This is a genomic window from Chryseobacterium sp. MDT2-18, assembly GCF_030815285.1.
In the GTDB taxonomy this organism is placed as follows: domain Bacteria; phylum Bacteroidota; class Bacteroidia; order Flavobacteriales; family Weeksellaceae; genus Kaistella; species Kaistella salivictor.
The window spans coordinates 117,335-141,962 of the sequence record NZ_JAUSWQ010000002.1 but is presented as its reverse complement, the minus strand read 5'-3'; the positions used below and the strand labels follow the sequence as shown (position 1 = coordinate 141,962).

The window sequence follows — 24,628 nt, the reverse complement described above, 5'->3', positions numbered from 1 at the left end:
ATTCAAAGTTCGTTAAAAAAAACATCCTTCCAAAAGATTGAAAGGATGTTTTCTATTTATTGTATAGATTGCTGTTATTTGTTAAAATCGATATCGTCGCCGGTATTGATATTTTCATTAACGTTATCTTCTTTTCTTGCCGACGGTTTTTTGACGGGATTTATGGGCTCTTCCTGCTTTGGATTCTTGATTTCATCGATGGTTTGCAAACCTCCATCGTCGCCATAGCCACCAAGTCCATTCAGATCGCCGCAATTTCCGGTCCAGTTAGATGGTTTCACAAATTTATCTTCGGGTGAAATTCCCAGTTCTTTATCTGCCCAAACTTTTTTCATGTAAATCGCCCAAATCGGTAAGGCCATTTTCGCACCCTGTCCTTCACCTGTTCCACGGAAATGCGTCGCCCGGTCTTCCCAGCCAACCCAAACGCCCGTTGCAAGATTCGGGGTAATTCCCATAAACCAACCATCGGAGTTATTTTGGGTCGTTCCCGTTTTACCTGCGATTTCAATTCCTTTCGGAACTCCTCTTCGCGCTAATTCTCCGGAAGCTGTTCCGAATTCTGTTACGCCTTTCATCAAATCGATCATGGTGTAAGCGTACAGTTCGTTCATCACTTCCCTCGATACAGGTTTTACTTCTTTAATGACTCTTCCGTTGGCATCTTCGATTCTCCAGATCATTTCGGGCTTAATGTAATTTCCGTAATTGGCAAAAGTACTGTAAGCGCCCAGCATTTCGTATATCGTAATATCTGAAGAACCTAATGCCACCGCATATTCATTCGGAATTTCTTCGGTTACTCCCAAATCACGGGCAGTCTGTATAACACTTTTCACACCGGTCATTTCTATCAACCGAACCGCTACGGGGTTTTTAGAATGCGCAAGTGCATCTCTTAAAGTTAGATTTCCGCCTGAACCCTGCACTTTCCAACTTCCTTTGACATAAGTCGCATTAGAAACGGTAGAACAAGGCGTCATTCCTAATTTCATAATTGCGGTGGCATAAACAAACGGTTTAAAGGTTGACCCTACCTGTCTTTTACCTTGTTTTATGTGGTCGTACTGAAAATGCTCCCAGTTGATTCCTCCTACCCAGGCTTTTATCTCACCTGTTGCGGGAACCATCGACATCAATCCTGCCTGTGCAATTTGTTTATGATACCGGATAGAATCCCACGGCGACATTTCTACTTCTTCTTCACCAGCCCAAGTAAATCTCGAAGTTTTGATCGGTTTTTTAAAATCGAGCATAATTGAATCTTCCGGCACACCAGCATTTTTCAATTGCTTGTATCTTCCAGTCCGCTTCATCGCACTGAGCATGATGGAGCTGATCTGACTATCATTAATTAAATAAAAAGGTCTTTGTTTTCTGCCTCTCTGTTCGGCATCAAATCTACTTTGCAGATCGGTTAAATGTTCTTTAATCGCCTCTTCAGCATAGGTTTGCATTTTCGAATCCAGCGTGGTGTAAATTTTCAGACCATCTTTAAATAAATTTAAAGTTTTGCCGGTATTCTTTTCATAATCTTTTATATAGCTCTCGATTTCTTTTCTCAGATAATACTTGTAGTAAGCCGAATAGCCTTCATCAATAGATTTAACGGGATGAAAGTCAACATCGATAGGCGTTGCCACCGCTTTTTCATAGGTTGACTGATCGAGATAACCCGTTTTCAACATCTGATCAAGCACCACATCTCTTCTGCGTTTTGCTCTTTCCGGATTCCGCATAGGATTATTTGCAACCGGTGCTTCAAGCATTGCTACAAACATGGCAGCTTCCGGCAAAGTGAGTTGACTTGCTTTTTTATTAAAATAAATTCGGGACGCCATTTCGATTCCGTTGGCGTTATTTACAAAATCAAATTTGTTAAAATAAAGGGTGATGATTTCTTCTTTGGTATAGCGCTTTTCTAAACTTACGGCAACGACCCACTCCTTTAACTTCTGAAAAGATCTTTGTACACTGTTTTGCGACGCTGCTCCTGTAAACAACAGCTTTGCCAACTGCTGGGTAATGGTAGAACCACCACCGCGTTTTCCGCCAAAGGCAACTGCACGCGCAACTGACTGCAGATCAATCCCGGAGTGCTCTTTAAACCGTTCATCTTCTTTTGCCTGCAAGGCATAAATTAAAAATGGTGGCAATTCCTTATAAGTAATCGGTTGCGTTTTTTCTTTTTCAAACTTGCCCAACATCTGTCCATCTGAAGAATAAATTTCAGATGCCACATAAATATCCGGATTTTCAAGTTCTTTTACATCGGGCATGTCACCAAGAAAACCTTGCGACACGGCAAAAAATATTCCTGCGATTCCCACGATGAGAAGAATGAGTGCAGTCCAAACAAATTTCACCCATTTTTTCCAGCCAGTGTTTTTGGCTTTTTTTGGAGGAAGCGGAAATTTTTGTTGCGGTTTACTTCCTTTGTTCTGTGTGTTTTCCATAAATAAGTTTACGGTTGTGCTGTTTCTATTTTTACGCCAATATCTTCAATTCCGGGCAGGTTATCATTTCTCATCGCCTGAATAATCCCGATGGAATAATCACCGTTGGCCGGAAATTTATAATCTAATTTATACTGAAAGAGGGTTTCTTTGGTATCGCCGAAACCTTTTCCTATCCACCTGCCGTTGGGTTCTGCCAAAATATAATTCAGGGTATCTGTACTCTTCTTTTTCGTCTGCCCATCATGGAAATTAACTATCAACCTGATATTGCTGTACGGATAATCGTTGTTATTTCTTACAACAAATATAATATTTTTTGCTTTTTGAGCATCTGTTACTTTAAAGTCAAATTTCTGTTCTGCTTTTTTGTCCCATTTTCCGTTGAGATTATTCAGGAATACCTGTTCAGCATCTTTGCTGCAACTGGCAAGAAAAAGCAAAACGAAAAAAGCACCCATTATCTTATGCATTGTCATCACGTTTTGGCTGAGGCTTCTTTTTAAAGTTTTTGGGCTTTTGTTGAGGTGGCTTTGCATTTGACTGGACTGGTTTATTAACAGGCTTTTCAGCTGGTTTTTCAGAAATTCTCTTTCTTTTTTCGCCTTGATTTGCCGCCGGTTTGTTCTCTGACTTTTGCTGGTTGTTTGGCTTTCTTTTATTTTGATTTTTACCTGTGTTTTTATTTCTTCTTTCGAAGCGGTCCATATTATTTTCCTGAATTAAATCTACTGATTTCACAGGGATATCATGAACTTTTACGTCTTCCAAAGGTGGTGCTTTCTCGCCTTTTTTATTTTTGGCAATCATCTTTTTCACATCCTGAACATCCAAATCATACCATGCCATTGAATGATCTGCATAAGCAAACCACATTCTCTTTTTGAAGACATCAATTTTAATACAGAATGCTTTTCCTTTTTCGGTATCAATCGTTGTTGACGATGGTGGAAAATCGCTCAGCGCATCCAAATAACTGTCGAGTTCATAGTTAAGGCAACATTTCAGCTTTCCACATTGGCCGGCTAGTTTCTGAGGATTGATGCTCAGTTGCTGATACCGTGCCGCATTAGTATTTACAGAACGGAAATCCGTCAGCCAGGTTGAACAGCACAACTCTCTTCCGCAGGACCCGATGCCTCCGACTTTTGCTGCTTCCTGCCGGAAACCGATCTGTTTCATATCAATCTTAGCGCGGAATAAAGAAGCGAATTCTTTAATCAGCTGGCGGAAATCCACCCGCGTTTCTGCGGTATAAAAGAAGGTAACTTTCGTGCCGTCACCCTGGTATTCCACATCGGTGATTTTCATTTCAAGATTGAGTGCATACGCAATCTTTCTGGCCTGAATTTTTACGCTTTCTTCTTTTCCGCGGGCATCCTGCCATACCTCAATATCTTTTTGGTTGGCTAAACGGTAAATTTTCAGAGGGTTTTCTTCAGAGACATTTTTCTTTTTCATCTGAATTTTTACCAATTCTCCTGTAAGGCTTACTACACCTATATCGTGACCCGGACTAGATTCTACTGTGATAACGCTTCCCATATGAAGCGGTAATTTATTGACGTTTTTATAAAAAAATTTGCGATCGTTCTTGAATCTTACTTCCACAAAATCTGTTTGAGATTGAGATGGATTGTTAATATTCGAAAGCCAATCGAAAACACTTAATTTATAGCTATTCCCGCAAGTATCTACACTTCCACAGCCATTCGCGGATTTTGTTCCGCATGAATGGGACGAATCGCCGGATGTTTTACATCCACAACTCATATTTATATTTTTATTATATGTTGCAAATTTACTATATTTTTTTTTGTATATTCCAATGAGAGTGAATTTAACAGTGTACATTTTTTAATTATGCACAAATAAGTCAGTATTTTATGAATAATTTAATGTTTTTTAAAATACTATGCAGATAATACAATTTAAAAATAAAAATACTTTTCGCCTTTATTGATTTCATTTAAATTAAACAAAAACTATATTTTGGGGTAAATCAATTTCATAAATGCTATTAATTAAGCATTTGCAGCTTTACCAAATAACGATTAGAATTAAACATTAGGCATGAAATAGCATTTGTTTAAAATAAATTAAGAATAATTAACATTTGTTTAGAAATTAATTTTATATTTGGAACATTAATAATGATTTTATGAAAAAAATAGTTTTAACAACAGCATTGTTGGCTGGGGTTCTTGCTCACGCCGGAGGCTTTAGAGTTTCTTTACAAGGTGTAAAGCAATTAGCAATGGCTCACACAAGCGCACATGCGGAGGATGCAAGTGTGACATTTTTCAATCCTGCAGGAATGTCTTTCATCCCTTCTAAATTAAGTGTTGCAGCTGGTGGTTTTGGTGCCAAATCAATTGTAACCTACCAAAATTTATCTACTCTTGAATCTTATGAGACCAATAACCCTCTTGGAACTCCGGTTTATGCTGCGATAGCGTATAAAGTTTTAGACAATGTTTCTGTAGGATTTAATTTATCTACACCGTTCGGCAGTACTATTGAATGGCCTTCTGACTGGGCTGGCCGCGAAATCGTACAGCGCCTGGAGTTGAAAGCCTTTTATTTTCAACCGATGATTTCATTTAAATTAGCGCCTTGGGCTTCTGTGGGTGGTAGTTATATCTATGCAAAAGGAAGTGTAAACTGGGACAAAGCGGTGACTCAGTTAGGAGGAACCCTTAACCTGACAGATGATAAAGCGTCTGGTAGCGGTTTTGGCATTGGTTTTTATTTCCAACCTGATGAAAAATGGGACATAAGCATTGCTTACCGCTCACCGATAGATATGGAAGCGAAAAATGGAAAAGTAAGCTTCGATATTTCTCCGGCTCTATATCCTTCTTTAGGTCTTGATGCCGCCGGAACAGATTCTTTCAAAGCAACCTTGCCTTTAGTAAATGAATATACTGTAGGTGTTACTTACAAGGTGACTCCGAAATGGTTGGTTTCTGCAGACTTTAATTACAGCGGTTGGGACCGATACAGCCAGCTTACTTTGGATTTTGCAAATGCACCGATTGGGAATCAGCCGAACGATCCAACAGTTTTGGTTAGTCCGAAGAATTTCAAAAGCACCCAGACCTGGAGAGTGGGAACTCAGTATAAAATCAATGATATGATTGCAGCACGTGCCGGATATTATTATGACCAGTCGCCATATACGGATGAGAATTTCCAGGCGGAAACACCATCTTTCGACTCTAATGTTATTACGGCCGGTTTAGGATTTAACATTGCTAAAGGATTTGGAGTAGATGTCGCAGGAGCAATTGCACTTCCAAAAAGCAGAGACGTGAAAAACTCTTTTAACAACTTCTTCGGACAGGCGAAAGCGAAAGCGTATTATTTCGGTTTAGGTCTCTCATATAACGTATTTTAAGATTTAATTTAATTATGAAAAAAATATTAATTTCAACAATCGCTGTTTCAGCATTATTTTTTACAATAAGCTGTGAAACAGATTTTGATACCGATGTAAGCAGCATTCAGGTTACCAATGGAGAAGCAAACTTTTCCAAATATGTTTCACTGGGAAACTCTTTGACCTCGGGATTCAGAGACAACGCTTTGTACATTGACGGACAAAATGATTCCTACCCAAATATCATGGCCCAGCAAATGAAACTTGCAGGTGGCGGCGCTTTCGTGCAACCATTAATGGCGGATAATAACGGTGGATTGATCCTTGGCGGAACTGCAGTACAGGCTACCAAATTATATATTAAATCATTTACAAACGGTGCTCCTGATATTGTGAATGTAAATGCGACGCCAACTACAAATGTTGCTACAAAAATTACAGGTTCACTAAATAATATGGGAATACCGGGTGCGAAATCCTTTCACCTTATCACTCCTGGATACGGAAATATTGCAGGCGTCTCAACAGGAACAGCAAATCCATATTATGCAAGATTTTCATCAAGTGCAACTTCCAGAGTATTGGATGATGCGATTGCTCAAAAACCAACTTTCTATTCTTTGTGGATTGGAAACAATGATGTTTTAAGTTATGCTACAACCGGTGGAATGGGTACAGACCAAAAAGGAAATACCAACCCAGCGACTTATGGTCCAAATGACATCTCTGATCCGGCCGTGGTTGCAGGGTCAATTCAAACTATTTTACAAACTTTTAAAAATTCCGGCGTCACCAAGGGAGTTATTGCAAACATTCCTTCTGTCACTTCAATTCCTTACTTTACTACTGTTCCTTACAATCCGCTAACACCGGCAGCTTTAGGAGCAAATCTGAGTGTTTTGAATGCCAGTTTGTACACCCCATTAAAACAAGCACTTACCGCTTTTGGGGCTGGAAATAGAATTAATTTACTTTCTGCTACTGCTACCAACCCAGTTTTAATTAAAGATGTGTCTTTAACTAATCTGTCTGCGGAACTTACCCTTGCATTAACTCCATCATTGGGAGCACCAACAGCAGCTGCTTTTGGTCAGATTTATGGTCAGGCAAGACAAAGCACCCCAGGGGATTATATCCTGTTGCCAACGAAATCAGTAATTGGTTCTACAGTGTCGGGAGCACCAGCTTCGATCAATGTTTATGGTATTTCATATCCTTTGGAAAATCAACATGTTTTAACAGCAGCAGAAGCAGCTAAAGTAAAAGCAGCTGTTGATGCATATAATGCTTCTATAAAATCACTTGCAGACAGCTATGGATTAGCTTTCGTAGATGCAAATGCGAAAATGAATGAATTGAACGGCCTGTCCGGAATCCAGTTCGATGGTGTGAAATATACCGCAAAATTTGTTACAGGAGGAACTTTCTCTCTGGATGGAGTTCACCTAACAGGAAGAGGATATGCAATTGTTGCCAATGAATTTTTGAAAATGATTAACCAAAAATATAAATCCACTTTACCAATGGTAGAGGTGAATAAGTATCAAGGAGTAACATTCCCGAAATAAATAAATAAAAATCATTAAACTTAAAACCACTTGAATTCTTCGAGTGGTTTTATTTTTTTTAAATTTGCACATCTAAAAAAAAGTAAAAATGGCTGAGCAGGCAAGTTATTTATTCTCTACCAGGACGAGCAAAGTTTTGGCGGAAAAAATTGCACAATTTTATGGGCAAGAAATGGGGAAAATTAATTTCCAGGAATTTAGTGATGGGGAATTCGAACCCGTATTGGATGAATCTGTTCGTGGTGGGCGGGTTTTTTTAATTGGATCCACTTTTCCACCGGCAGACAATCTTCTTGAGTTACTGCTCATGATTGATGCAGCCAAACGAGCATCTGCAAAAAGTGTCACGGTAGTTTTGCCTTATTACGGTCTGGCAAGACAGGATCGAAAGGACCAACCCAGAGCTCCAATCGGAGCAAAACTGGTTGCAAACCTACTCACCGCAGCTGGTGCAACCCGTGTGATGACCATGGATTTACACGCAGATCAAATCCAGGGATTTTTTGAAATTCCGGTAGATCATCTCTATGCCTCTACGATTTTCATTGAGTATATCCAGCAGTTAAAGTTAGAGGATCTTACGATCGCTTCACCGGATATGGGCGGTGCAAAAAGAGCAAAAAATTATGCAAGTCATCTTGGGGCAGACGTGGTAATCGCCTACAAAGAAAGAAAGAAAGCCAACGTTATCGAAGAAATGTTTTTGATTGGTCATGTAGAAGGGAGAAATGTAATCCTTATCGATGATATGATTGATACGGCGGGAACCCTCTGCAAAGCGGCAGATATTCTGATGGCTAACGGAGCGAAAACTGTCCGGGCAATGGCAACACATGGTGTGCTTTCGGGGAAAGCGTATGAAAACATTGAGAACTCCAAACTTTTAGAAGTGATTGTCACCGATACAATTCCTATCAAAACAGAATTATCTTCTAAAATAAAAGTATTGTCCTGTGCAGAACTCTTTGCAGACGTGATGAAAATGGTTCATGAACACAAATCGATAAGCGATAAATTCATTATTTAAAAAAATAATTATATCTTTGCAACCTTAAAATTTTTTAATATATTATAATGAAATCAATTACAATTCAAGGTACAAAAAGAGAAAGCGTAGGCAAGAAGTCTACTAAAGCCTTACGTGATGCTGAATTAGTTCCTTGTGTTGTTTACGGAGGCGCCGAAACTTTAAATTTTTCTGCAGAAGAAAAATCTTTCAAAGGTTTGGTATATACTCCTGAAGCACACACGGTATCTATTGAGGTTGACGGAAAAACCATTCCTGCCGTACTTCAGGACATTCAGTTCCACCCACTGACAGACAAAATCCTACACGCTGATTTCTATCAGTTGTCAGATGATAAACCTGTGGTGATGGAAGTTCCGGTAAAACTTACAGGACGTTCAAAAGGTGTTGTTGCCGGTGGTGCAATGAGACAGTCTTTCAGAAAACTGAAAGTGAAAGCAATCCCTGCAAACCTTCCAGACGAAATCGTGGTAGATGTTACTCCACTTAAAATTGGCAGCAAACTTTATGTTGGCGATATCAAAACAGAAGGATTCTCTTTCATGCATCCTGCCAACGCAGTAGTAGTTGCTGTTAAGATGTCCAGAACTGCAGCCAAAGGCGGTATGTCTGTTGACGAAGATGAAGAAGAAGAAACTCCAGCAGGAGACGCTCCAGCTACGGAAGAAACAAGTGCAGAATAAATCTACACTCAGTGATATAAAGTCCCGCCCAGCAATGAGCGGGACTTTTTTATAGATTCTGATGAGCCGTTTTATTTGGGCAGCTTCATCCGCCCTCCACTCCCGCTTTTTTCACGCCACTGCGTTCTGTGAAAAAGAGCTCCGTTCAGGTCGGGCTGCAAGATCTGGCATTTTTTCGAAACCCGGCCTTAACTTAAAAGCCAGTTTCTAACTTTAGTAGTCAAGCTTCTCATTTATTTTAATTATTTTTACTTTTCAAAACAAATTGTTGTGCTCACAAAACGGCTAAGTTTATTTTTTATATTGATTTTCTTTTTTTCTTCTGCTCAGCAGAACGAAGAATTTAAAATGGTGAAAAATTATTTTTATTATCAGCGTTCCATGCTGAACACTGAATTCCGGAAGCGATTCGATAATGAAGTTACCACCAATGATAAAATGGCGGTTGAAAAGGATTTTCACGAGTTTATGCGAAAACTCGACAGCCTTCAGAATAACGCTTTGATTCACGCTTTAGTAAAGGTCAAAATACGGGAAGATTTAAACCAACTTCAAAAGCAGGTGCCATCTTCCGGCAATAATCCGGAAAAAGCTAAAGTAAGCAGCAATGCAGCTTATCCCGGCGGTTTCAATATCATGCGCCAGCAAATCGCAGAGCGGTTTTATACCAATGCGGTTCTAGCTGACCATAAAATGATGAGAACAGACTTGCTCTTTGTTGTTGAAAGAGATGGGTCAATAACTTCCGTAAAAGCAGAAGGAGATAATTCCACCTTTAACCGCCAGGCCGAAATTGCCCTTTATCTTCTCCCGGAAAAATTTGCTCCGGCTTTCATTAATGGAACAGCGGTGCGATACCGTTTCAGACTGCCTTTGTCCATGAATTTCGAATAGCTTAATAAATTTAATTGCAATAAACATTTCGTATTGGAATTAACTTTATATTTGATAAAAAAATATGAAAAACTTTTTACTGATTGCCACTCTCCTCCTTGCATTTAGCGTCCAGGCACAAAACACTGCTGACCAAAGACAAAATGACATTATAATCAGTCCGATTGAATTAATCGCAGGACCGGCTTTGAACGTATCTTACGAAAGGTTGCTGAATAAAGATTCCGGTATAGGTATTAACGCCTTGTTGCTTTTAGATAATAAAGACAATGGAGATGGTTTGCAATCGCAAATTTCACCTTATTACCGAATGTATTTTGGCAAAGGATATGCTTCTGGATTTTTTGTGGAAGGTTTTATACCGATTACCACGTCAAATGACTCGGTGTACACTCCTTACGTTGGTCCCGGTTATTATGCATCTTCTTATACATATCAAAAGAATACGACCGTAGGAGCCGGAATTGGTTTTGGTGGAAAATGGGTTGCCAGAAGAAATATTGTTTTCGAAGCAAGTATAGGAATTGCCAGAAGATTTGGGATGAAATCTGAATATTCTGATACGCCGGTTACAGGAAAAGGAATGCTGGGAATTGGTTATCGTTTCTAGTAAGATAAATATTTTAGAAAAAGGTTTAGTTTTGTACTGAACCTTTTTTTGATTAAAAGTATCCTTTTAAATTTACAACCAAAATCCATCACCAATCTGTTAATTATGTTTACCGACGAATACTATATGAAAATGGCGCTACAGCAGGCGCAGAGCGCTTTTGAAAAAGAGGAGGTCCCCATCGGCTGTGTGATCGTTTCCAATGACCGGATATTGGCCAAAACCCACAACCTGACAGAGACTTTGAATGATGTTACTGCGCACGCGGAGATGCAGGCGATTACCTCTGCAGCAAATTACCTGGGCGGCAAATATCTGCAAAACTGTACGATGTATGTCACGCTCGAGCCTTGTGTAATGTGCTCCGGGGCGTTAAGCTGGTCGCAAATTTCTAAAGTCGTGATTGGCGCGAGAGATGAACAAAGAGGTTTTATCAATAAACATTTACAGCTGCATCCAAAAACAGAAATTGTTGTAGGCGTGATGGATCATGAATGTTCCGTAATTGTAAAAGAGTTTTTTAAAAATAGAAGATAGCGAATCGCTTCTGTGAATTCTTTCAGGTCAATTTCTTCGGGTGAATTTTCAACAGAGAGGATTCCACGCGCGGATGCTTTGGAATAATTCACTTTTGTTCACCGCTCATCCTAAAGCGATTCGCTATTCACATTTATAAATCTTTTCCTAAATAATACAATCCTTTCAAAGTATGCAATCGGTCCGCAATCTGAATCTTGTCCGTTAAAGGTTTGTAAACATGGGAAACACCGCCGGTTGCGATCACGAAACATTCATCTTCAACTTCATCATTAATACGGTCCACAAATCCTTCAACCATTCCTAGATAACCATATACCATCCCGCTTTGCATACAGGAAACGGTATCTAAGCCCAAAACGGATTTCGGTTTTACCAGTTCGATTTCCGGCAGTTGTGCGGTGTCGTGAATTAAAGAATTCAGAGCAGTAATAATTCCCGGAGCGATAATCACTCCGAGGGTTTCTCCGCTTTCATTAATGCAGCTCGCCGTTAATGCTGTACCGAAATCAAAAATAATTTTCTTTTTACCAGCAGGATAAAGATGATGTGCGGCGACCAAGTTGGCATAAATATCGGTACCCATTTGTTTTGATTTTGGCTGAACTTCTGACGGAGTATTTCGATCAACAACAGTTGGTTTTTTACCGTGAATTTTCTGAATCGCTCTTGAAACGTCGTAAGTGAGCTGAGGAACTACCGATCCAATAATTATTTTGTCGATATTTTCAGCTTCAATTCTATGCGTTTGATACATCATCATAAACTGCATCTGCATTTCATCGCTGGTTCTATACGGTTTAGTATTTAAAATCCAGGATACATCGCAGTTGTCATCATTAAAAAGTCCGAATCGGATGTTGGTGTTTCCTATATTGATTATGATCGAATTCATTTCTTCTTATTTTCCCGTAAGTTTCTCTTACGGATATTGCTTTTGAATGTTCGGATTTCTCTTCGCCGTTATTTTACTTCTACCAAATTATCTTCCAGATTCACATCTGCCAACCGTTGAGAAAAATCAATTCCCAAGGCAGAAATCTGTGATTTGGTATAAGGAACCGTCAGCGTATATTCTTTCTGAGTCCACGGCCAATAAGCTTCGGTTTTGAAATCACCGTAAATATCTTTGGTTTTCCAGGTGTGCGTCATATTTAAAGGAATCTGGTAATTCACGACTTTTTTATCAGTCGTTAAAATGGAAAAGTCAATAGGCATCGGAATTGTTCCTTTATTTTCTAAAATAATGGTGGTCGAGGTTTCGTTGTATTTCACCTCTTTAATTCCGTAATCAATGGTTTTGGTGGTGTTGATCCAATAATTGAGGAACCACTTTAAATCCATTCCCGAAACTTTCTGTGCGATGTGCATGAAATCTCTGTCCGTTGGATGTTTCAAGTGCCATTCATTATAAAATTCTTTCATGACCAAAGCCAGGTTTTGTTCTCCCATAATATAGCCCAGCTGGACCAAAAAGAGTTCACCTTTTACATAAGTTGCGAAAGAGTAAGCGCTTCCATTATCGTGATGGTCTCCTAACCAGACGGCAGGTTCTTCAATTCCTTTTTTCACAAAATTCCTGTACCGGTCCAAACTTCCCGTAAACGGATTTGCCTGTGGTGTTTTTGGTGGAAATAACTGGTACATCACAGAATCATCATAATAACTTGTAAAACCTTCATCCATCCACGGCCGGACACTTTCGTTGTAAGCCATAATCTGCTGGTTCCAGGAATGCCCGCCTTCATGAACCATTAAACCTACAAGACCGTCTAAACTTTTCGCTTCGCCCAGAATCATGGTGCACATTCCATATTCCATTCCGCCGTCGCCACCCTGAATAAAAGAGTATGAAGGATAAACGTATCTGCCGAAAGTAGCATTCATTATTTGGAAAAATTTGGTCACATATGGTTTTGCCTCGTCCCAGTATTTGGTCTTTTCAGATTTTTGATAAACGAAATAAACTTTCGGTCCGTCTAAAACCACAAATGAATCTACGGTATAATCACGGTCTGCAGCCCAGGCGAAATCCAACATGTTTTTGGCAGTCCATTTCCAGGTGGTTTTGTTATTTTTATCGGCTTTAATGGTGGCTTTCTTATCATAACCTTTTACTTCCAAAGGGTTTTCTAAAGTTCCGCCCGCTCCGATCACATACTCTTTATCGATTTTAATGTTGACTTCAAAATCAGAAAAAGGGGCGTGAAATTCTCTTCCAATATAATCAAAAGTTGCCCAGCCATCATAATCATATTCTGCAATTTTCGGGTACCACTGTGTGACCGTCATATCGATTCCTTCGCGGTTGTTTCTGCCGGCACGGCGAATCTGCATCGGAATCACTGCGTCCCATTCCATCGTAAATATGGTTGACGAATTGGCTTTTATCGGAGAATCAAGATACACTTTCATCACCGTTTCCTGGATTTCAAATTTCAAGTTTTTTCCATTTTGCTTGATCCAGTGGATGTTTTGCGTACCTTCTTCATCTTTGGGAATTGAAGCTAAACGCGAAATGCCATTATTCTGTAATCTCGAATCCCCATTTTTACCTTGACCCGCAATTCTTTGATCCATCATGGATCCCGGCTTAAAGGCATTCCAATAAAGGTGAAAATAGACTACATCCAATTCATCCGGGGAATTGTTGGTGTACATCAACGTTTGATTTCCGTTGTAGGTGAAGTTTTTCGCATCCACATCAATATCCATTTTGTATTTGGCATATTGTTGATAATAAGCGTTTTTCTGCGCTGATAATATTCCGAAAAATAAAGTAAGAATAATGAGAAACCCTTTGTTCATAATGATTTTTATTTTAAAACGGAAAGATAAGAATTTTTGATTTTATGGAAAGGATTAAGAAAAGAAAAAACCCTTTCAGCATTTTGAGTCGCCGAAAGGGTTGCTTTTATATTTTATTAAAAATTATTTTTTAGCAGTTGTTCCGCTTTTTAAAATTTTCTCTAATATTCTTAACGTAATTAAATAAGTCGGCTTCACACCTGTTAATCCTAAACCACCAGAAGATAGTGTAGAACCGGTTTCCAGAGGGTTATCCGACGCATAATACGCGTACATTACGAAAAGATCTTCTGAAATATGGTGGCGGATTTTCGAGGCAACCTGAATGGCTTTCTGATAATGTGCACCTTCCATTTCCAGCCCAATCGCTTTCCAGGAAGTGTCCATGAAATAACGGAGAATATCTTTATTCTGAAGAGAAGTTCCCAAAACGGTAACCATCCCGCCTTCGAATGCCCGTAATTCGTCATCTTCGAAATCTGCTAATTTCAAAGCATTTTCAAATGGATAATTATCTGCAGTTCCTTCAAATACGTGAGAAGTAGGAATCATAATATCTCCTTTTCCGCCCATCAAAATTCCGGCTTTCCCCATAATCGAAATAGATTTTACCTTCATCGTATAGATTTCGCCGTTATAGTCATAAGGACGTAAAAGTTCGTCCATCACTTCGTAGGCCTGCTCACCGAATGCATAATCGAAAACCATAATTACATCGTCTCCAGAATATTTCAAATCTGCAAAAGGTGTATTTTTCAAATCGGTTTTTGCTAGATCGATAATTTGAACATCGATATTGCTTCCGCTTTGATCGTGAATGTAAATCAAACCAGCCTCCTGAGAATGTGCGAGTACTTTTTCCTGCAAGGCTTTCTTGTTAGAAATCTCTTCGTACATTTTATAATCTACATTTTTAGTCACTTTTTTTCCGATAGCATCATTGGCAAAAAGCATGTTTTTAACGGAATGCATGTTGGCAGAAATAATATGTAAAGGTCTCATCTGCAGATTGTTTTCTGCCAAAACCTGTTTTACTTTATTCGCCCATTTTTCTCCAAAAAAATGGTGGCCTACTCTTTCTCTGAGAATTGCCGAGAAATGAACTTCTCTTTCTCTGATTTGTTTATAATCATTAAAACTTTCGTTTCCTAAATGATAAATGATTTTGAAAAGACGGTCCGGATTTTTATCATCACCGAAACTGTTATAAGCATTTAAAGTTTCATCAAAGGTTCGTCCTAACAATGAAGAGAGGTGAATCAGCGCCACTTCTTTCTCTTTTCTGCTCATTTTTTTATCGCCTGTTGCAACTTCTTCGATAATTTTCCAGGCTCTGCTTGGTTTGTCGCTGCGTTCAGAAAGGAAGGCTAGTTTGCGGATTTTGTCCGCTTCAATATAAAGGAAAGTAAGGTGAGTGAGAATATCGTAAATTTCAGAACGGCCCAAAAGAACTTCGATGTTCATTTGATGTTCGTCGATCCGATAACAGTTTCTTCTTCTTTTTTTAGGAACAATAACTTCGAAGCTTCCTTTGTCGAAACCTTCATCAGAAGTAAGATGAATGAATGAGCATTCCTCAATCCCTTCGGGAAGTCGGTCTAAAACATACAGAAGTCCGTCTAACTCTATTTTGTTCGGAACTCCCATTGTTCCATAAATTTCCGGGTTGATGATCATAAGTAGTGACCGGAGGCTTTCTCCGGAGATCCCGGCAGGTTTGAAAAAACCGCGATAGAATAAGTGCCGCATAGAAACATAAAGTCTTTCGATTGCTTCAGTGGTTTCTCTTGCTCGTGAATTTACCATAGTGTAAAATTTCATACAAATATAAGGAAATAGTTCTAATTTTTTACGCTCCCCAATGGATTCTGTTCATTCTTAATCATTTGTTAATGATAAAGATTCATTCTACTCTTTATCTTTTTCATCCGACCGGGCCAGACTGTAATTATCTGCAAAACATTTTCCGCTGACTTTTTTCAATAAATCATCGTATTCATTATAGTTAAAAAGCATGGATTCAATATTAAAACTTATATTTTACAAATGACCCCATAAAATTTATAGGCAAATCTATTTTGTTTATCTATTTTTTGTAATTTTACCCCATCAAAAACACACCAAATGTCAAATTTAAGATTTAAAGCATTAGAATTACTTTCTCAGAAAGATTATAGAAAAGAAAATGCAGTGGAAGTTCCTGCAAAATTATCTTCCCTTTTTTGTGAAAACGTTTTCTCAGAAGAAACGATGAGAGAATATTTAACCAAAGAAGCATTTATGTCCATTCAGAACGCCATTAAAAGCGGACTGAAAATCCAAAGGGACGTCGCAGATCAAATCGCAGTGGCCATGAAAGACTGGTCGATAAGCAAAGGAGCTACCCACTACACTCATTGGTTTCAACCTTTGACTGGATCTACCGCAGAAAAGCACGACTCCTTTTTTACTCCATTCGAAAGTGACCGCGCCATTGACCGGTTTTCAGGGGGAATGTTGATTCAGCAGGAACCGGACGCCTCCTCTTTTCCAAACGGCGGAATTAGAAATACTTTTGAAGCACGTGGTTATACAGCTTGGGATCCAACTTCGCCCGCGTTCATCATGGGAACAACTTTATGTATTCCTTCCATTTTCATTTCCTACACCGGCGAGACTTTAGATTACAAAGCGCCTTTGCTTAGAGCATTACATGCCGTAGATGAAGCTGCGACAGATATTTGCCGTTCTTATTTCGACAAAAATGTAACCAAGGTGATTCCGACTTTAGGTTGGGAGCAGGAATATTTCCTGGTTGATTCTGCATTGTATCAATCAAGACCGGATTTGGTCATTACCGGAAAAACCCTTTTGGGGCATTCTCCCGCAAAAGGCCAACAGTTAGACGATCACTATTTCGGCTCGATTCCTACGCGGGTGATGAACTTCATGAAAGAACTGGAAATCAAATCAATTCAACTGGGAATTCCTGTAACGACGCGTCATAACGAAGTTGCCCCGAATCAGTTTGAATTAGCTCCGATGTTTGAAGAAGTAAATGTCGCCGTGGACCACAATTCATTATTGATGGATTTAATGGCAAGAGTTGCACACAAACATCATTTCCATATTTTATTCCACGAAAAACCATTCGCAGGAGTGAATGGAAGCGGAAAACACAACAACTGGAGTTTGGCCACCGATACCGGTGAAAATCTTTTAAGCCCAGGAAAAAACCCTAAAAAAAACCTACAGTTTTTAACCTTCTTCGTCAATACGCTGAAAGCAGTTCATGATTACGCAGATTTATTAAGAGTGAGCATTGCTTCCGCAGGTAACGATCACCGTTTAGGTGCCAATGAAGCGCCGCCTGCTATTATTTCTACCTTTATCGGTTCGCAGTTATTTGGCGTCCTGGAAGAACTTGAAAAAGTAAAAGACGGGAAATTATCTCCTGAAGAAAAAACAGACCTTAAATTAAATGTGGTGGGTAAAATTCCAAATATTTTATTAGACAACACCGACAGAAACAGAACTTCCCCATTTGCCTTTACCGGCAACAAATTTGAAATCAGAGCGGTTGGATCCTCTGCGAATTGCGCTGAAGTGATGACCGTGATGAACGCTATTGCCGCCAAACAGTTTAAAACTTTTAAAATAGAAGTCGATGCTTTGGTGGAAAGTGGCTTGAAAAAAGACGAAGCAATTTTTAACGTATTAAGAGAATACATAAAAGATTCTAAGAATATCATGTTTGAAGGCGACGGTTATTCCGAAGAATGGGCCATCGAAGCCGCCAAAAGAGGACTGAATAATTTGAAAACAACTCCAGAGGCACTGAGCAGAGAGTTGGATCCGAAATTTATTGCATTATTTGAGGAGCTTGGCATTTACACTCACCGTGAAATGGAAGCGAGAAATGAAATTAAATTAGAGAAATACTCAACAGTAATCGCTATTGAAGCAAGAGTAATCGCTGATATTGCAAGAAACCACATTATTCCCTGCGCCCTTAAATATCAGAACCGCCTCATTGAAAATGTGAAAGGACTAAAAGAAATTTTCGGAGATACCGAGTATCAAACTTTGGCTAAAGAACAGATGAGTCTGATCAGAGACATTTCAGGGCATGTAAGCATCATTAAAGTAGAGGTTGAAAATCTACTTGAAGCAATTGAAAACGCAAAATCAAAAAGCAATTCCCGGGAAATGGCCGAGTCTTTTTGTGAGGAAGTCATCCCATTTTTTGCTAAAATCAGAAACTCTTCTGATGAGCTTGAAATGATGGTTGACGACGAATTATGGCCACTGACCAAATACAGAGAACTTTTATTTACAAGATAAAACAATAGCTAAATTGACTCCAAAGCCCTATTTATAGGGCTTTTTTCTGTTTACAAAACCGCCTTTTCCATTCGATAGAGCAATACAATAAAGTCAATAGATTAAACACATAAATGTTAATGAATCATAATATAAATAAAAACGCAACCCCTTAAATAAAGGGATTGCGAAGAATATTCTTTTAACATTAGGAAAAATAATGTTAAAATGTGTTAAAACAGGTGACAACGTAGGGTGTTTTCACCCTCGGTTTTACCCGATTACTTACTTTTGTAATGCTTTAAAAAACAAATAATAAGTTTTAACACAGGTAATCAAATATATATGAAGAAAAGAGTTTTGTTTTATTGTGCTGCTGTGTTCACTACATTATCAATGCAGTCTTGCGTAACCAATTATGTAGTTTCTACACCAACGACTTACGCTAATGAATACAAATCGAATGCCAAACTAGCAGCGATAGACAATAAGAAACTGGCACTAGCAAAAGAACAATTATTAAGCAGCTTTAAGGATGAGCAATTGGTAGCATCCAAAAACTTAGAAGCTATTGTGAAGAACGAAGAAATTGCAAAAGCAGTTCGGTTCTCACAAAAGATAGATGATATCCTAACTGAAGCAGAAACCTATTTAGGAACTCCGTATCGATACGGTGGGATGACCAGAAAAGGAATTGACTGTTCCGCTTTCGTTCTATCGGTTTTCGGTGCAACTGCAGGCATGAGCTTGCCTAGAGTAGCAGCCTCCCAAGCACAGGAAGGAGAGAAAGTAGAAAAAAGCAACCTTCAGAAAGGAGACTTGGTATTCTTTTCACATGGTAGAGGTAGAATTTCACATGTAGGAATCGTGGAAAATGTAACAGAAAATGGCACAGTCAAATTCATTCACGCCGCAACGTCTAAAGGAGTAATGATTTCTTCGCTCGATGATTCTTATTGGGGACCCAAATTCAGATTTGCCAAAAGAATTTTATCACAAGACGATTTCAACAGCAACATCGCAAATAATTAAAAATAGATAATTGATTTTTTAAGAAAACCACCTTTTTAGGGTGGTTTTCTTATTTCTTAGGAGCAACGGAGGCATCGCTTCTTACCCATCCCAACCCGCTTGTCCCCTGTGTCCATTCATCGCTGTCGCAAATTCATGGGATGCCGCTCCCATCGGGGCTAGAATAACTGGTGGGACTCATATTCAAATGATTTCTGAACGGGAATTTTTTTAGCAACAACCATCAGCAAAAAAAATGAAATGGGTATCTGTAATTAGTAATAGTAAAGATTTTTTCTGCTATTTTCTAAGTGTAAGTCTTTGGGTCTTTAAAAAAACCAGAAAAAGCATATTATAAATAAAATCTTCGACGAGATTAAAAAATTTTATTTGTGATTTAAGACGGATATACATTAAAAAGAAAATTGTTCTCGATCAATTTCAAAACCGTTCATTTTCATATAATAACAAAACAGTTCAGGCTTTTAATAAATATTTAATTATAGAAAAATAGATATAGTATCTGGCTGATTTTAAGCGGCTGCTCAGATTTGATACTATTCTTCTGCTCTTTAAAATCTTAATATTTAAAAAAGGTCATATGAATAGAAAATTTTGTATTGCCCCAGCGGTCTTTTCTTTCTGCAATAAAATAAAAATCAATCAGGAATTTAAAATAAATTTAAACCTTTTCTAAAGGCAATAGAAACCTCTTTAATTTTGCAAATTGCAATTAAACCAAACTGTTTCGGTCCGTGTAATTCAGTTTAAAGAAAATAAAGGTCAACATCGAAAATGCCAGCAAAGAGCTCCCACCATAACTGAAAAACGGCAGCGGAATCCCCACCGTTGGGAAAAGCCCCATCACCATACCCAGATTAATCGAAAAGTGCATCAGCAGTATAGAAGCGAAACAATAACCAAAAACCCGGTTAAAGGTAGATTTCTGCTTCTCTGACAGATAATAAATTCTTCCAATAAATACCGAATATACGATGACAAGCATGGCGCTGCCAAAAAAGCCCCACTCTTCGCCAACGGTACAGAAAATATAATCTGTGCTTTGCTCAGGAACAAATTTCCCTTGCGTTACAGAACCTTCACGGTAACCTTTACCGAAAAATCCGCCTGAACCAATCGCAGTTTTCGAATAAAGTAAATTATATCCGGACGTATCCCGAAAAGCTCTTTCACCTTTGTATAAAACTTCTATCCTTTCTCTTTGGTGTTTGGGCATTTTCTCTAAAATAGAGGGAGCTCCGTATGCTAATCCACAAAGAATTCCGACGCCACCAATGATTGCCGCTACGGACAATACATTCCAATGAATTTTATAAGAATTTAAAAAGAGAACAATGGCGGTTATTACAACGATGGCGGCCACCACATAAATAGGATCAATGGCAAGCGCGACCAGAAAAACAGCAGCGAAAATCAGTCCCACACCGAAAACCCATCCCGACATTCCTTCCCGAAATAAGGCGATGAAAAAAGCGGTGAAAACCAATAAGGAACCCACATCTGGGATTGCCAGAACCACCACAGCCGGAACTCCTATAATTGCTAAAGAAGTCCAGAGGGATTTCTTATATTTTAAATTAAAATCAGGACCGGAGACATAGTTGGCCAACATTAAAGCAGTACCTATTTTTGAAAACTCCACAGGCTGCAAACTCAACGCGCCAAATTTGTACCAGTTTTTCTGTCCCAAAATTTCTGTCCCAAAAGGGAATAGACCAATGAGCAAAAGAATACCGCCGATATAGATGATGCCAGACATATTCTCGAAGAACTTTGCTCTCGTCGTAAATATTATGAGCCCCACAAAAACAGACACTCCAAGCCAAACAGCTTGTCTTGTTCCGCTCGCAGGTTCCACACTGTAAATATTTGCTACAGCAAAACCGCACAGCAGAAAATAAAGAGAAAGTCCTAATTTATCAATACCCTGTGCCCACTTCATCTTTTTGCGCTGTTTTTTAATTTCTGTACAATAGAATCCCTCTTATAAAGCAGTTGTTTTTTCTGTTCAGTATCTTTGGTGATTCTCAGGCGATCCTCAACTTTTTTCAGATTTACGGAATCTTTATTCGGCTCTTTATAAAGCCCTTTTCTTTTAAGCTCTACATCCCACTGTCTTTTGTACTCGGGCATAAAACTCGCATTCACTAATTTTTTATAAAGGTGTTCCCGCTTTAAATCTCCGGTTAAATACTTCTCTGCAATGACTGCAGCTGCAGGGCCTGCCCAGGTTCCACCGAAGCCTGCATGTTCCATAACAGCAGCAATTACAATTTTAGGATGATCTGCAGGAGCTGCCAAAACAAATATTGAATTGTCTTTTCCCTGAGGAACCTGTGCGGTTCCTGTTTTCGCCAGCATCGTAAAATCATTGGATTTTAAACTTCTGGCTGTTCCGTGCAGCACCACGGCTTCCATTCCTTTCATAATCGGATCGAAATATTTCGGATCTACCAATGTTTTATGTTTTACCTTAAATCTTGGATCCGGATTGGGTTTTCCGTCAATTGCCTTTACAATATGGGGCGTAAAATACCAGCCGCGATTAACAATTGCTGCCACAGAATTCGCCATTTGCAGTGGAGTTAACAAAACATCACCCTGTCCCATACCATTAAAAATAGAACCATTCATGGTGTAGGCCGAACTCCAGTCTTTTTTGCCACCACTTCTTTTCTGGTAAAATTCACCGGTCGGAATTCTTCCTTTAGAACCTACCGCCAAGTCATTATTAAGGAATTCCCCGACACCGAAACTGCTCATTATTTTTTTCCACTCATTCACTCCCCTCGTTGGATCGCCTGGATATTTATTCATAATGGCAATAAAAGCATACGAAAAATAACAGTTACTTGAGACCTGAATAGCCGGGATTAATGGATCAGCTCCACCATGACCTTTCACGCGTAAACCCCTATAATTAAACCCGCCTCCACACGGAAAAACCGTATTTTCATCCATCACTCCCATTTGCATAGCAGCGGCAGCAGTAAGCAATTTAAAAGTAGATCCCGGCGGATAAGCTGCCTGAAGAGACCTGTCAAAGGTGGGCCGGTTATTATAAACCGTATCCATTTGTAAACGGTACAGGTTTTTTGTTTTTTCAGAACCCGAAAAAAGATTCGGATCAATATCCGGACCCGTGGCCAGCACCAAAATCTCGCCGTTGCTGGGATCAATTGCCACAATTGCACCTTGCTTATTGACGAGCATTTCTTCTGCCATACGTTGCAAATCGTAATCAATCGTCAGCTTGATGTCTTTACCTGTAATGACCTCTTTGTCTAAGGCTCCATTTTTATAAGAACCGATATTCCGCAAACGGATATCTTTTTGGATATACTGAATGCCCTTTACGCCACGAAGTTCATTTTCATAAGATTTTTCAATTCCCGTTTTCCCGATGAAATCTCCCGGAAGATAATACACAGAATCTTTTTTCAGCTCTCTTTCATTGACTTCATTCGTGTACCCCAAAAGGTTTCCGGACGTAGAAACTTCATATTGCCGCTGAGGCCTTGACACGATACTGAATGCCGGATATTTGAAAATGATTTCCTGTATTCTTGCAATTTCCTCACGACTTAGATTTTTCATAAAAGTCATCGGCGTTAATTTCGAAAAATATTTTTCCTTTTTAATAGCATTGATATTTTTGATGAAATCAGCTTTGCTGATTCTCACCAAATTACAAAAATCGATGGTATCGAAGTCCGGTTTTAATAATGCCGCCGTAAAAGAGATTTCATAAGCCGGCTGATTTCCTACCAGTATTTTTCCGTTCCGGTCAAATATGACGCCACGCTGGGGAATAATGTACTCGGTTTTTATCGAAGTATTAGCAGCGTTCAGCGCATATCGGTCTGTGAATAACTGCAAATAAGCAAGCCTTGCTATAAAAATTATAGCAATTAAAGATAAAACAACGGAGATTTTTAAAAATTGCGGTTTCAGACTTTTTGTTTGATTTTAAATGCTAAAGCATAAATAATGATAAAGATAAATGAAATCCCACTCGTTGCCAAAACATTAAGGAAGATATCGAAAAATCTACTGAATTTAAAGATTTCAATATATTGAACAAGTGCCTGATGAATAAAGATACTCATAAAGATAAAAAGAAAAAACTGAGACCACTGCAAAGAATGGAAAGAGAAGAAATCCGTAGAAGTATCCGTAGAAGTTCTGAAAATAAGGGTTCTAAAATAAGCAATGACCGTTGTCGCAAACGCATTGATTCCCCAAGTGTACAAAAAGGCATCAATTCCTAATCCCAAAATAAAACTCAACAGCAAAAACTGGTATTTATTTCGAAAGAAAGGATAAAACATAACGAATACCGGATATATAACAGGCGTATATTTTCCAAAAAGGGTGATACGGTTAAGCACAAAAATTTGTAATGCGATGAGCAAAACAATAATCAAAATATCTGTAAAAAGCGTTCTACTTATCATTTCTCTCTTTTTATTGTCGCTTGCAAAGTATCTTCAATTTTACGGACTTCTGCTTTTTTCAGGTTTTTAACTACGTATATTTTGTTGAGCTTTCCCATTTTTTCACTCAGTTCCACCGAGATATCCCAGAAGCCTGTTTTACTATCTACTTCATAACCGGCAATTTTACCAACCATAATACCTTGCGGGAAAATAGCAGATTTACCGTCCGTTACAATCGTATCGCCAACCTGAAGCGGAACATATTTTGGTATATCCGACAGATGCATAATTCTGGAATCATCTCCCCGCCAGGTGAGTGTTCCGAAATAACCGGATTTTTTGAGCGACGCATTGATTTTAATTTTATTTAAACTTAAAATCGATTGTACCAAAGAAAAGGAATCAGTAGTATTAATGACAATTCCGGCAATTCCCCCGGGCGCCATAACACCCATTTTGGGCATCACTCCATCTCTTTTTCCGCGGTTGATGGTAAAGTAATTATCTTTTCTATTGATGCTGTTAAATACGATTTCGCCATCGACAAAAGTATAGATTTGTCCACCTCCGACGGTGTCGTGCACTTTACGGAATTCAGGATTAGTTGCTGCATCTTTGCCGTAAAGCTGCATCATTAAACTTTTATTTTGTGCAATCAGCTGATCATTGGTTTGTTTCAGTTTCAGATAAGAAGCCCCTTCATCGATATATCCAGAAACCCAGGAATTAAAGGCAGCAGATTGCCCTGCAATCCACGACTGTTGCATTGAGTTTCTACTGAAAATCAATACCACAGCTATGAGTTGCAGAAATATAAAGAAGACGAATAAACCGTTCTTCGAAAATAATCTCAGCAAAAATCCCATCTGTTTAGTTTCGTGAAAAAACGA

19 protein-coding genes are annotated in these 24,628 nt (G+C 38.8%); 9 read left to right on the top strand and 10 right to left on the bottom strand.

Annotated features, from left to right (window positions below):
• Positions 1-74: 74 nt before the first annotated feature.
• Genes QF004_RS02575 through QF004_RS02565 form a run of 3 tightly spaced genes read right to left on the bottom strand, consistent with a single transcriptional unit; the run spans position 75 to position 4,229 of the window.
• Positions 75-2,456, bottom strand: a complete 2,382-nt coding sequence (locus QF004_RS02575) for a penicillin-binding protein 1A (protein ID WP_133439148.1) — start codon at positions 2,454-2,456, stop codon at positions 75-77.
• A gap of 8 nt (positions 2,457-2,464) precedes the next feature.
• On the bottom strand, positions 2,465-2,929 hold the full coding sequence (locus tag QF004_RS02570; protein WP_307422361.1) for a gliding motility lipoprotein GldH: 465 nt from the start codon (positions 2,927-2,929) through the stop codon (positions 2,465-2,467).
• Entirely contained in the window at positions 2,922-4,229 is a 1,308-nt protein-coding gene (locus tag QF004_RS02565) for a regulatory iron-sulfur-containing complex subunit RicT (RefSeq protein WP_133439150.1), read from the bottom strand. Before QF004_RS02565 ends, QF004_RS02570 begins: the two co-directional genes overlap by 8 nt.
• Before the next feature lie 388 nt (positions 4,230-4,617).
• On the opposite strand from QF004_RS02565, the gene QF004_RS02560 reads away from it, so the two are divergent.
• From QF004_RS02560 to QF004_RS02530, 7 genes are all read left to right on the top strand, one after another.
• Positions 4,618-5,856 carry an OmpP1/FadL family transporter gene (locus QF004_RS02560; RefSeq protein ID WP_133439151.1) on the top strand — a complete coding sequence of 413 codons (1,239 nt, stop codon included), beginning with the start codon at positions 4,618-4,620 and terminating at the stop codon, positions 5,854-5,856.
• Between the two features lie 14 nt (positions 5,857-5,870).
• The gene (locus tag QF004_RS02555) at positions 5,871-7,406 is read left to right on the top strand and encodes an SGNH/GDSL hydrolase family protein (protein ID WP_307422358.1); all 1,536 of its coding nucleotides are present in this window, start codon (positions 5,871-5,873) and stop codon (positions 7,404-7,406) included.
• An 88-nt stretch (positions 7,407-7,494) separates the two neighbouring features.
• Positions 7,495-8,433, top strand: a complete 939-nt coding sequence (locus QF004_RS02550) for a ribose-phosphate pyrophosphokinase (protein ID WP_133439153.1) — start codon at positions 7,495-7,497, stop codon at positions 8,431-8,433.
• A gap of 47 nt (positions 8,434-8,480) precedes the next feature.
• Positions 8,481-9,116 carry a 50S ribosomal protein L25/general stress protein Ctc gene (locus tag QF004_RS02545; RefSeq protein WP_133439154.1) on the top strand — a complete coding sequence of 212 codons (636 nt, stop codon included), beginning with the start codon at positions 8,481-8,483 and terminating at the stop codon, positions 9,114-9,116.
• Positions 9,117-9,464: 348 nt separating this feature from the next.
• Positions 9,465-10,010 (top strand): energy transducer TonB, encoded by a 546-nt coding sequence (locus QF004_RS02540; protein WP_307422355.1) that lies wholly within the window; start codon positions 9,465-9,467, stop codon positions 10,008-10,010.
• 64 nt (positions 10,011-10,074) lie between these two features.
• Entirely contained in the window at positions 10,075-10,620 is a 546-nt protein-coding gene (locus tag QF004_RS02535; RefSeq protein WP_307422353.1) for a DUF3575 domain-containing protein, read from the top strand.
• A gap of 105 nt (positions 10,621-10,725) precedes the next feature.
• Positions 10,726-11,157 carry a nucleoside deaminase gene (locus tag QF004_RS02530; RefSeq protein ID WP_307422351.1) on the top strand — a complete coding sequence of 144 codons (432 nt, stop codon included), beginning with the start codon at positions 10,726-10,728 and terminating at the stop codon, positions 11,155-11,157.
• 133 nt (positions 11,158-11,290) lie between these two features.
• On the opposite strand, the gene QF004_RS02525 is transcribed toward QF004_RS02530, so the two are convergent.
• The 3 genes from QF004_RS02525 to QF004_RS02515 form a co-directional block, all read right to left on the bottom strand.
• The gene (locus QF004_RS02525; RefSeq protein ID WP_307422350.1) at positions 11,291-12,052 is read right to left on the bottom strand and encodes a type III pantothenate kinase; all 762 of its coding nucleotides are present in this window, start codon (positions 12,050-12,052) and stop codon (positions 11,291-11,293) included.
• A gap of 68 nt (positions 12,053-12,120) precedes the next feature.
• Positions 12,121-13,965, bottom strand: coding sequence for a M1 family metallopeptidase (locus tag QF004_RS02520; protein WP_307422348.1), 1,845 nt, complete (start codon positions 13,963-13,965; stop codon positions 12,121-12,123).
• 123 nt (positions 13,966-14,088) lie between these two features.
• Positions 14,089-15,771, bottom strand: a complete 1,683-nt coding sequence (locus QF004_RS02515; protein ID WP_307422346.1) for a hypothetical protein — start codon at positions 15,769-15,771, stop codon at positions 14,089-14,091.
• Positions 15,772-16,089: 318 nt separating this feature from the next.
• Here QF004_RS02515 and QF004_RS02510 point away from each other — a divergent pair, with 318 nt between their 5' ends.
• Together QF004_RS02510 and QF004_RS02505 are read left to right on the top strand one after the other, a co-directional pair.
• A complete protein-coding gene (locus QF004_RS02510; protein ID WP_133439160.1) occupies positions 16,090-18,288 on the top strand; it encodes a glutamine synthetase III in 2,199 nt (732 codons plus the stop codon).
• Positions 18,289-18,612: 324 nt separating this feature from the next.
• A complete protein-coding gene (locus QF004_RS02505) occupies positions 18,613-19,299 on the top strand; it encodes a C40 family peptidase (protein ID WP_133439161.1) in 687 nt (228 codons plus the stop codon).
• Between the two features lie 712 nt (positions 19,300-20,011).
• Here QF004_RS02505 and rodA read toward each other — a convergent pair.
• The 4 genes from rodA to mreC are packed head-to-tail and all read right to left on the bottom strand — an operon-like array spanning position 20,012 to position 24,604.
• A complete protein-coding gene (rodA, locus tag QF004_RS02500; protein WP_133439162.1) occupies positions 20,012-21,241 on the bottom strand; it encodes a rod shape-determining protein RodA in 1,230 nt (409 codons plus the stop codon).
• Positions 21,238-23,253, bottom strand: a complete 2,016-nt coding sequence (locus QF004_RS02495; RefSeq protein ID WP_133439163.1) for a penicillin-binding transpeptidase domain-containing protein — start codon at positions 23,251-23,253, stop codon at positions 21,238-21,240. Before QF004_RS02495 ends, rodA begins: the two co-directional genes overlap by 4 nt.
• On the bottom strand, positions 23,250-23,756 hold the full coding sequence (locus QF004_RS02490; RefSeq protein ID WP_307422342.1) for a rod shape-determining protein MreD: 507 nt from the start codon (positions 23,754-23,756) through the stop codon (positions 23,250-23,252). Before QF004_RS02490 ends, QF004_RS02495 begins: the two co-directional genes overlap by 4 nt.
• Positions 23,753-24,604, bottom strand: coding sequence for a rod shape-determining protein MreC (mreC, locus tag QF004_RS02485; protein WP_133439165.1), 852 nt, complete (start codon positions 24,602-24,604; stop codon positions 23,753-23,755). The genes QF004_RS02490 and mreC overlap by 4 nt, the downstream gene beginning before the upstream one ends.
• Positions 24,605-24,628 lie beyond the last annotated feature (24 nt).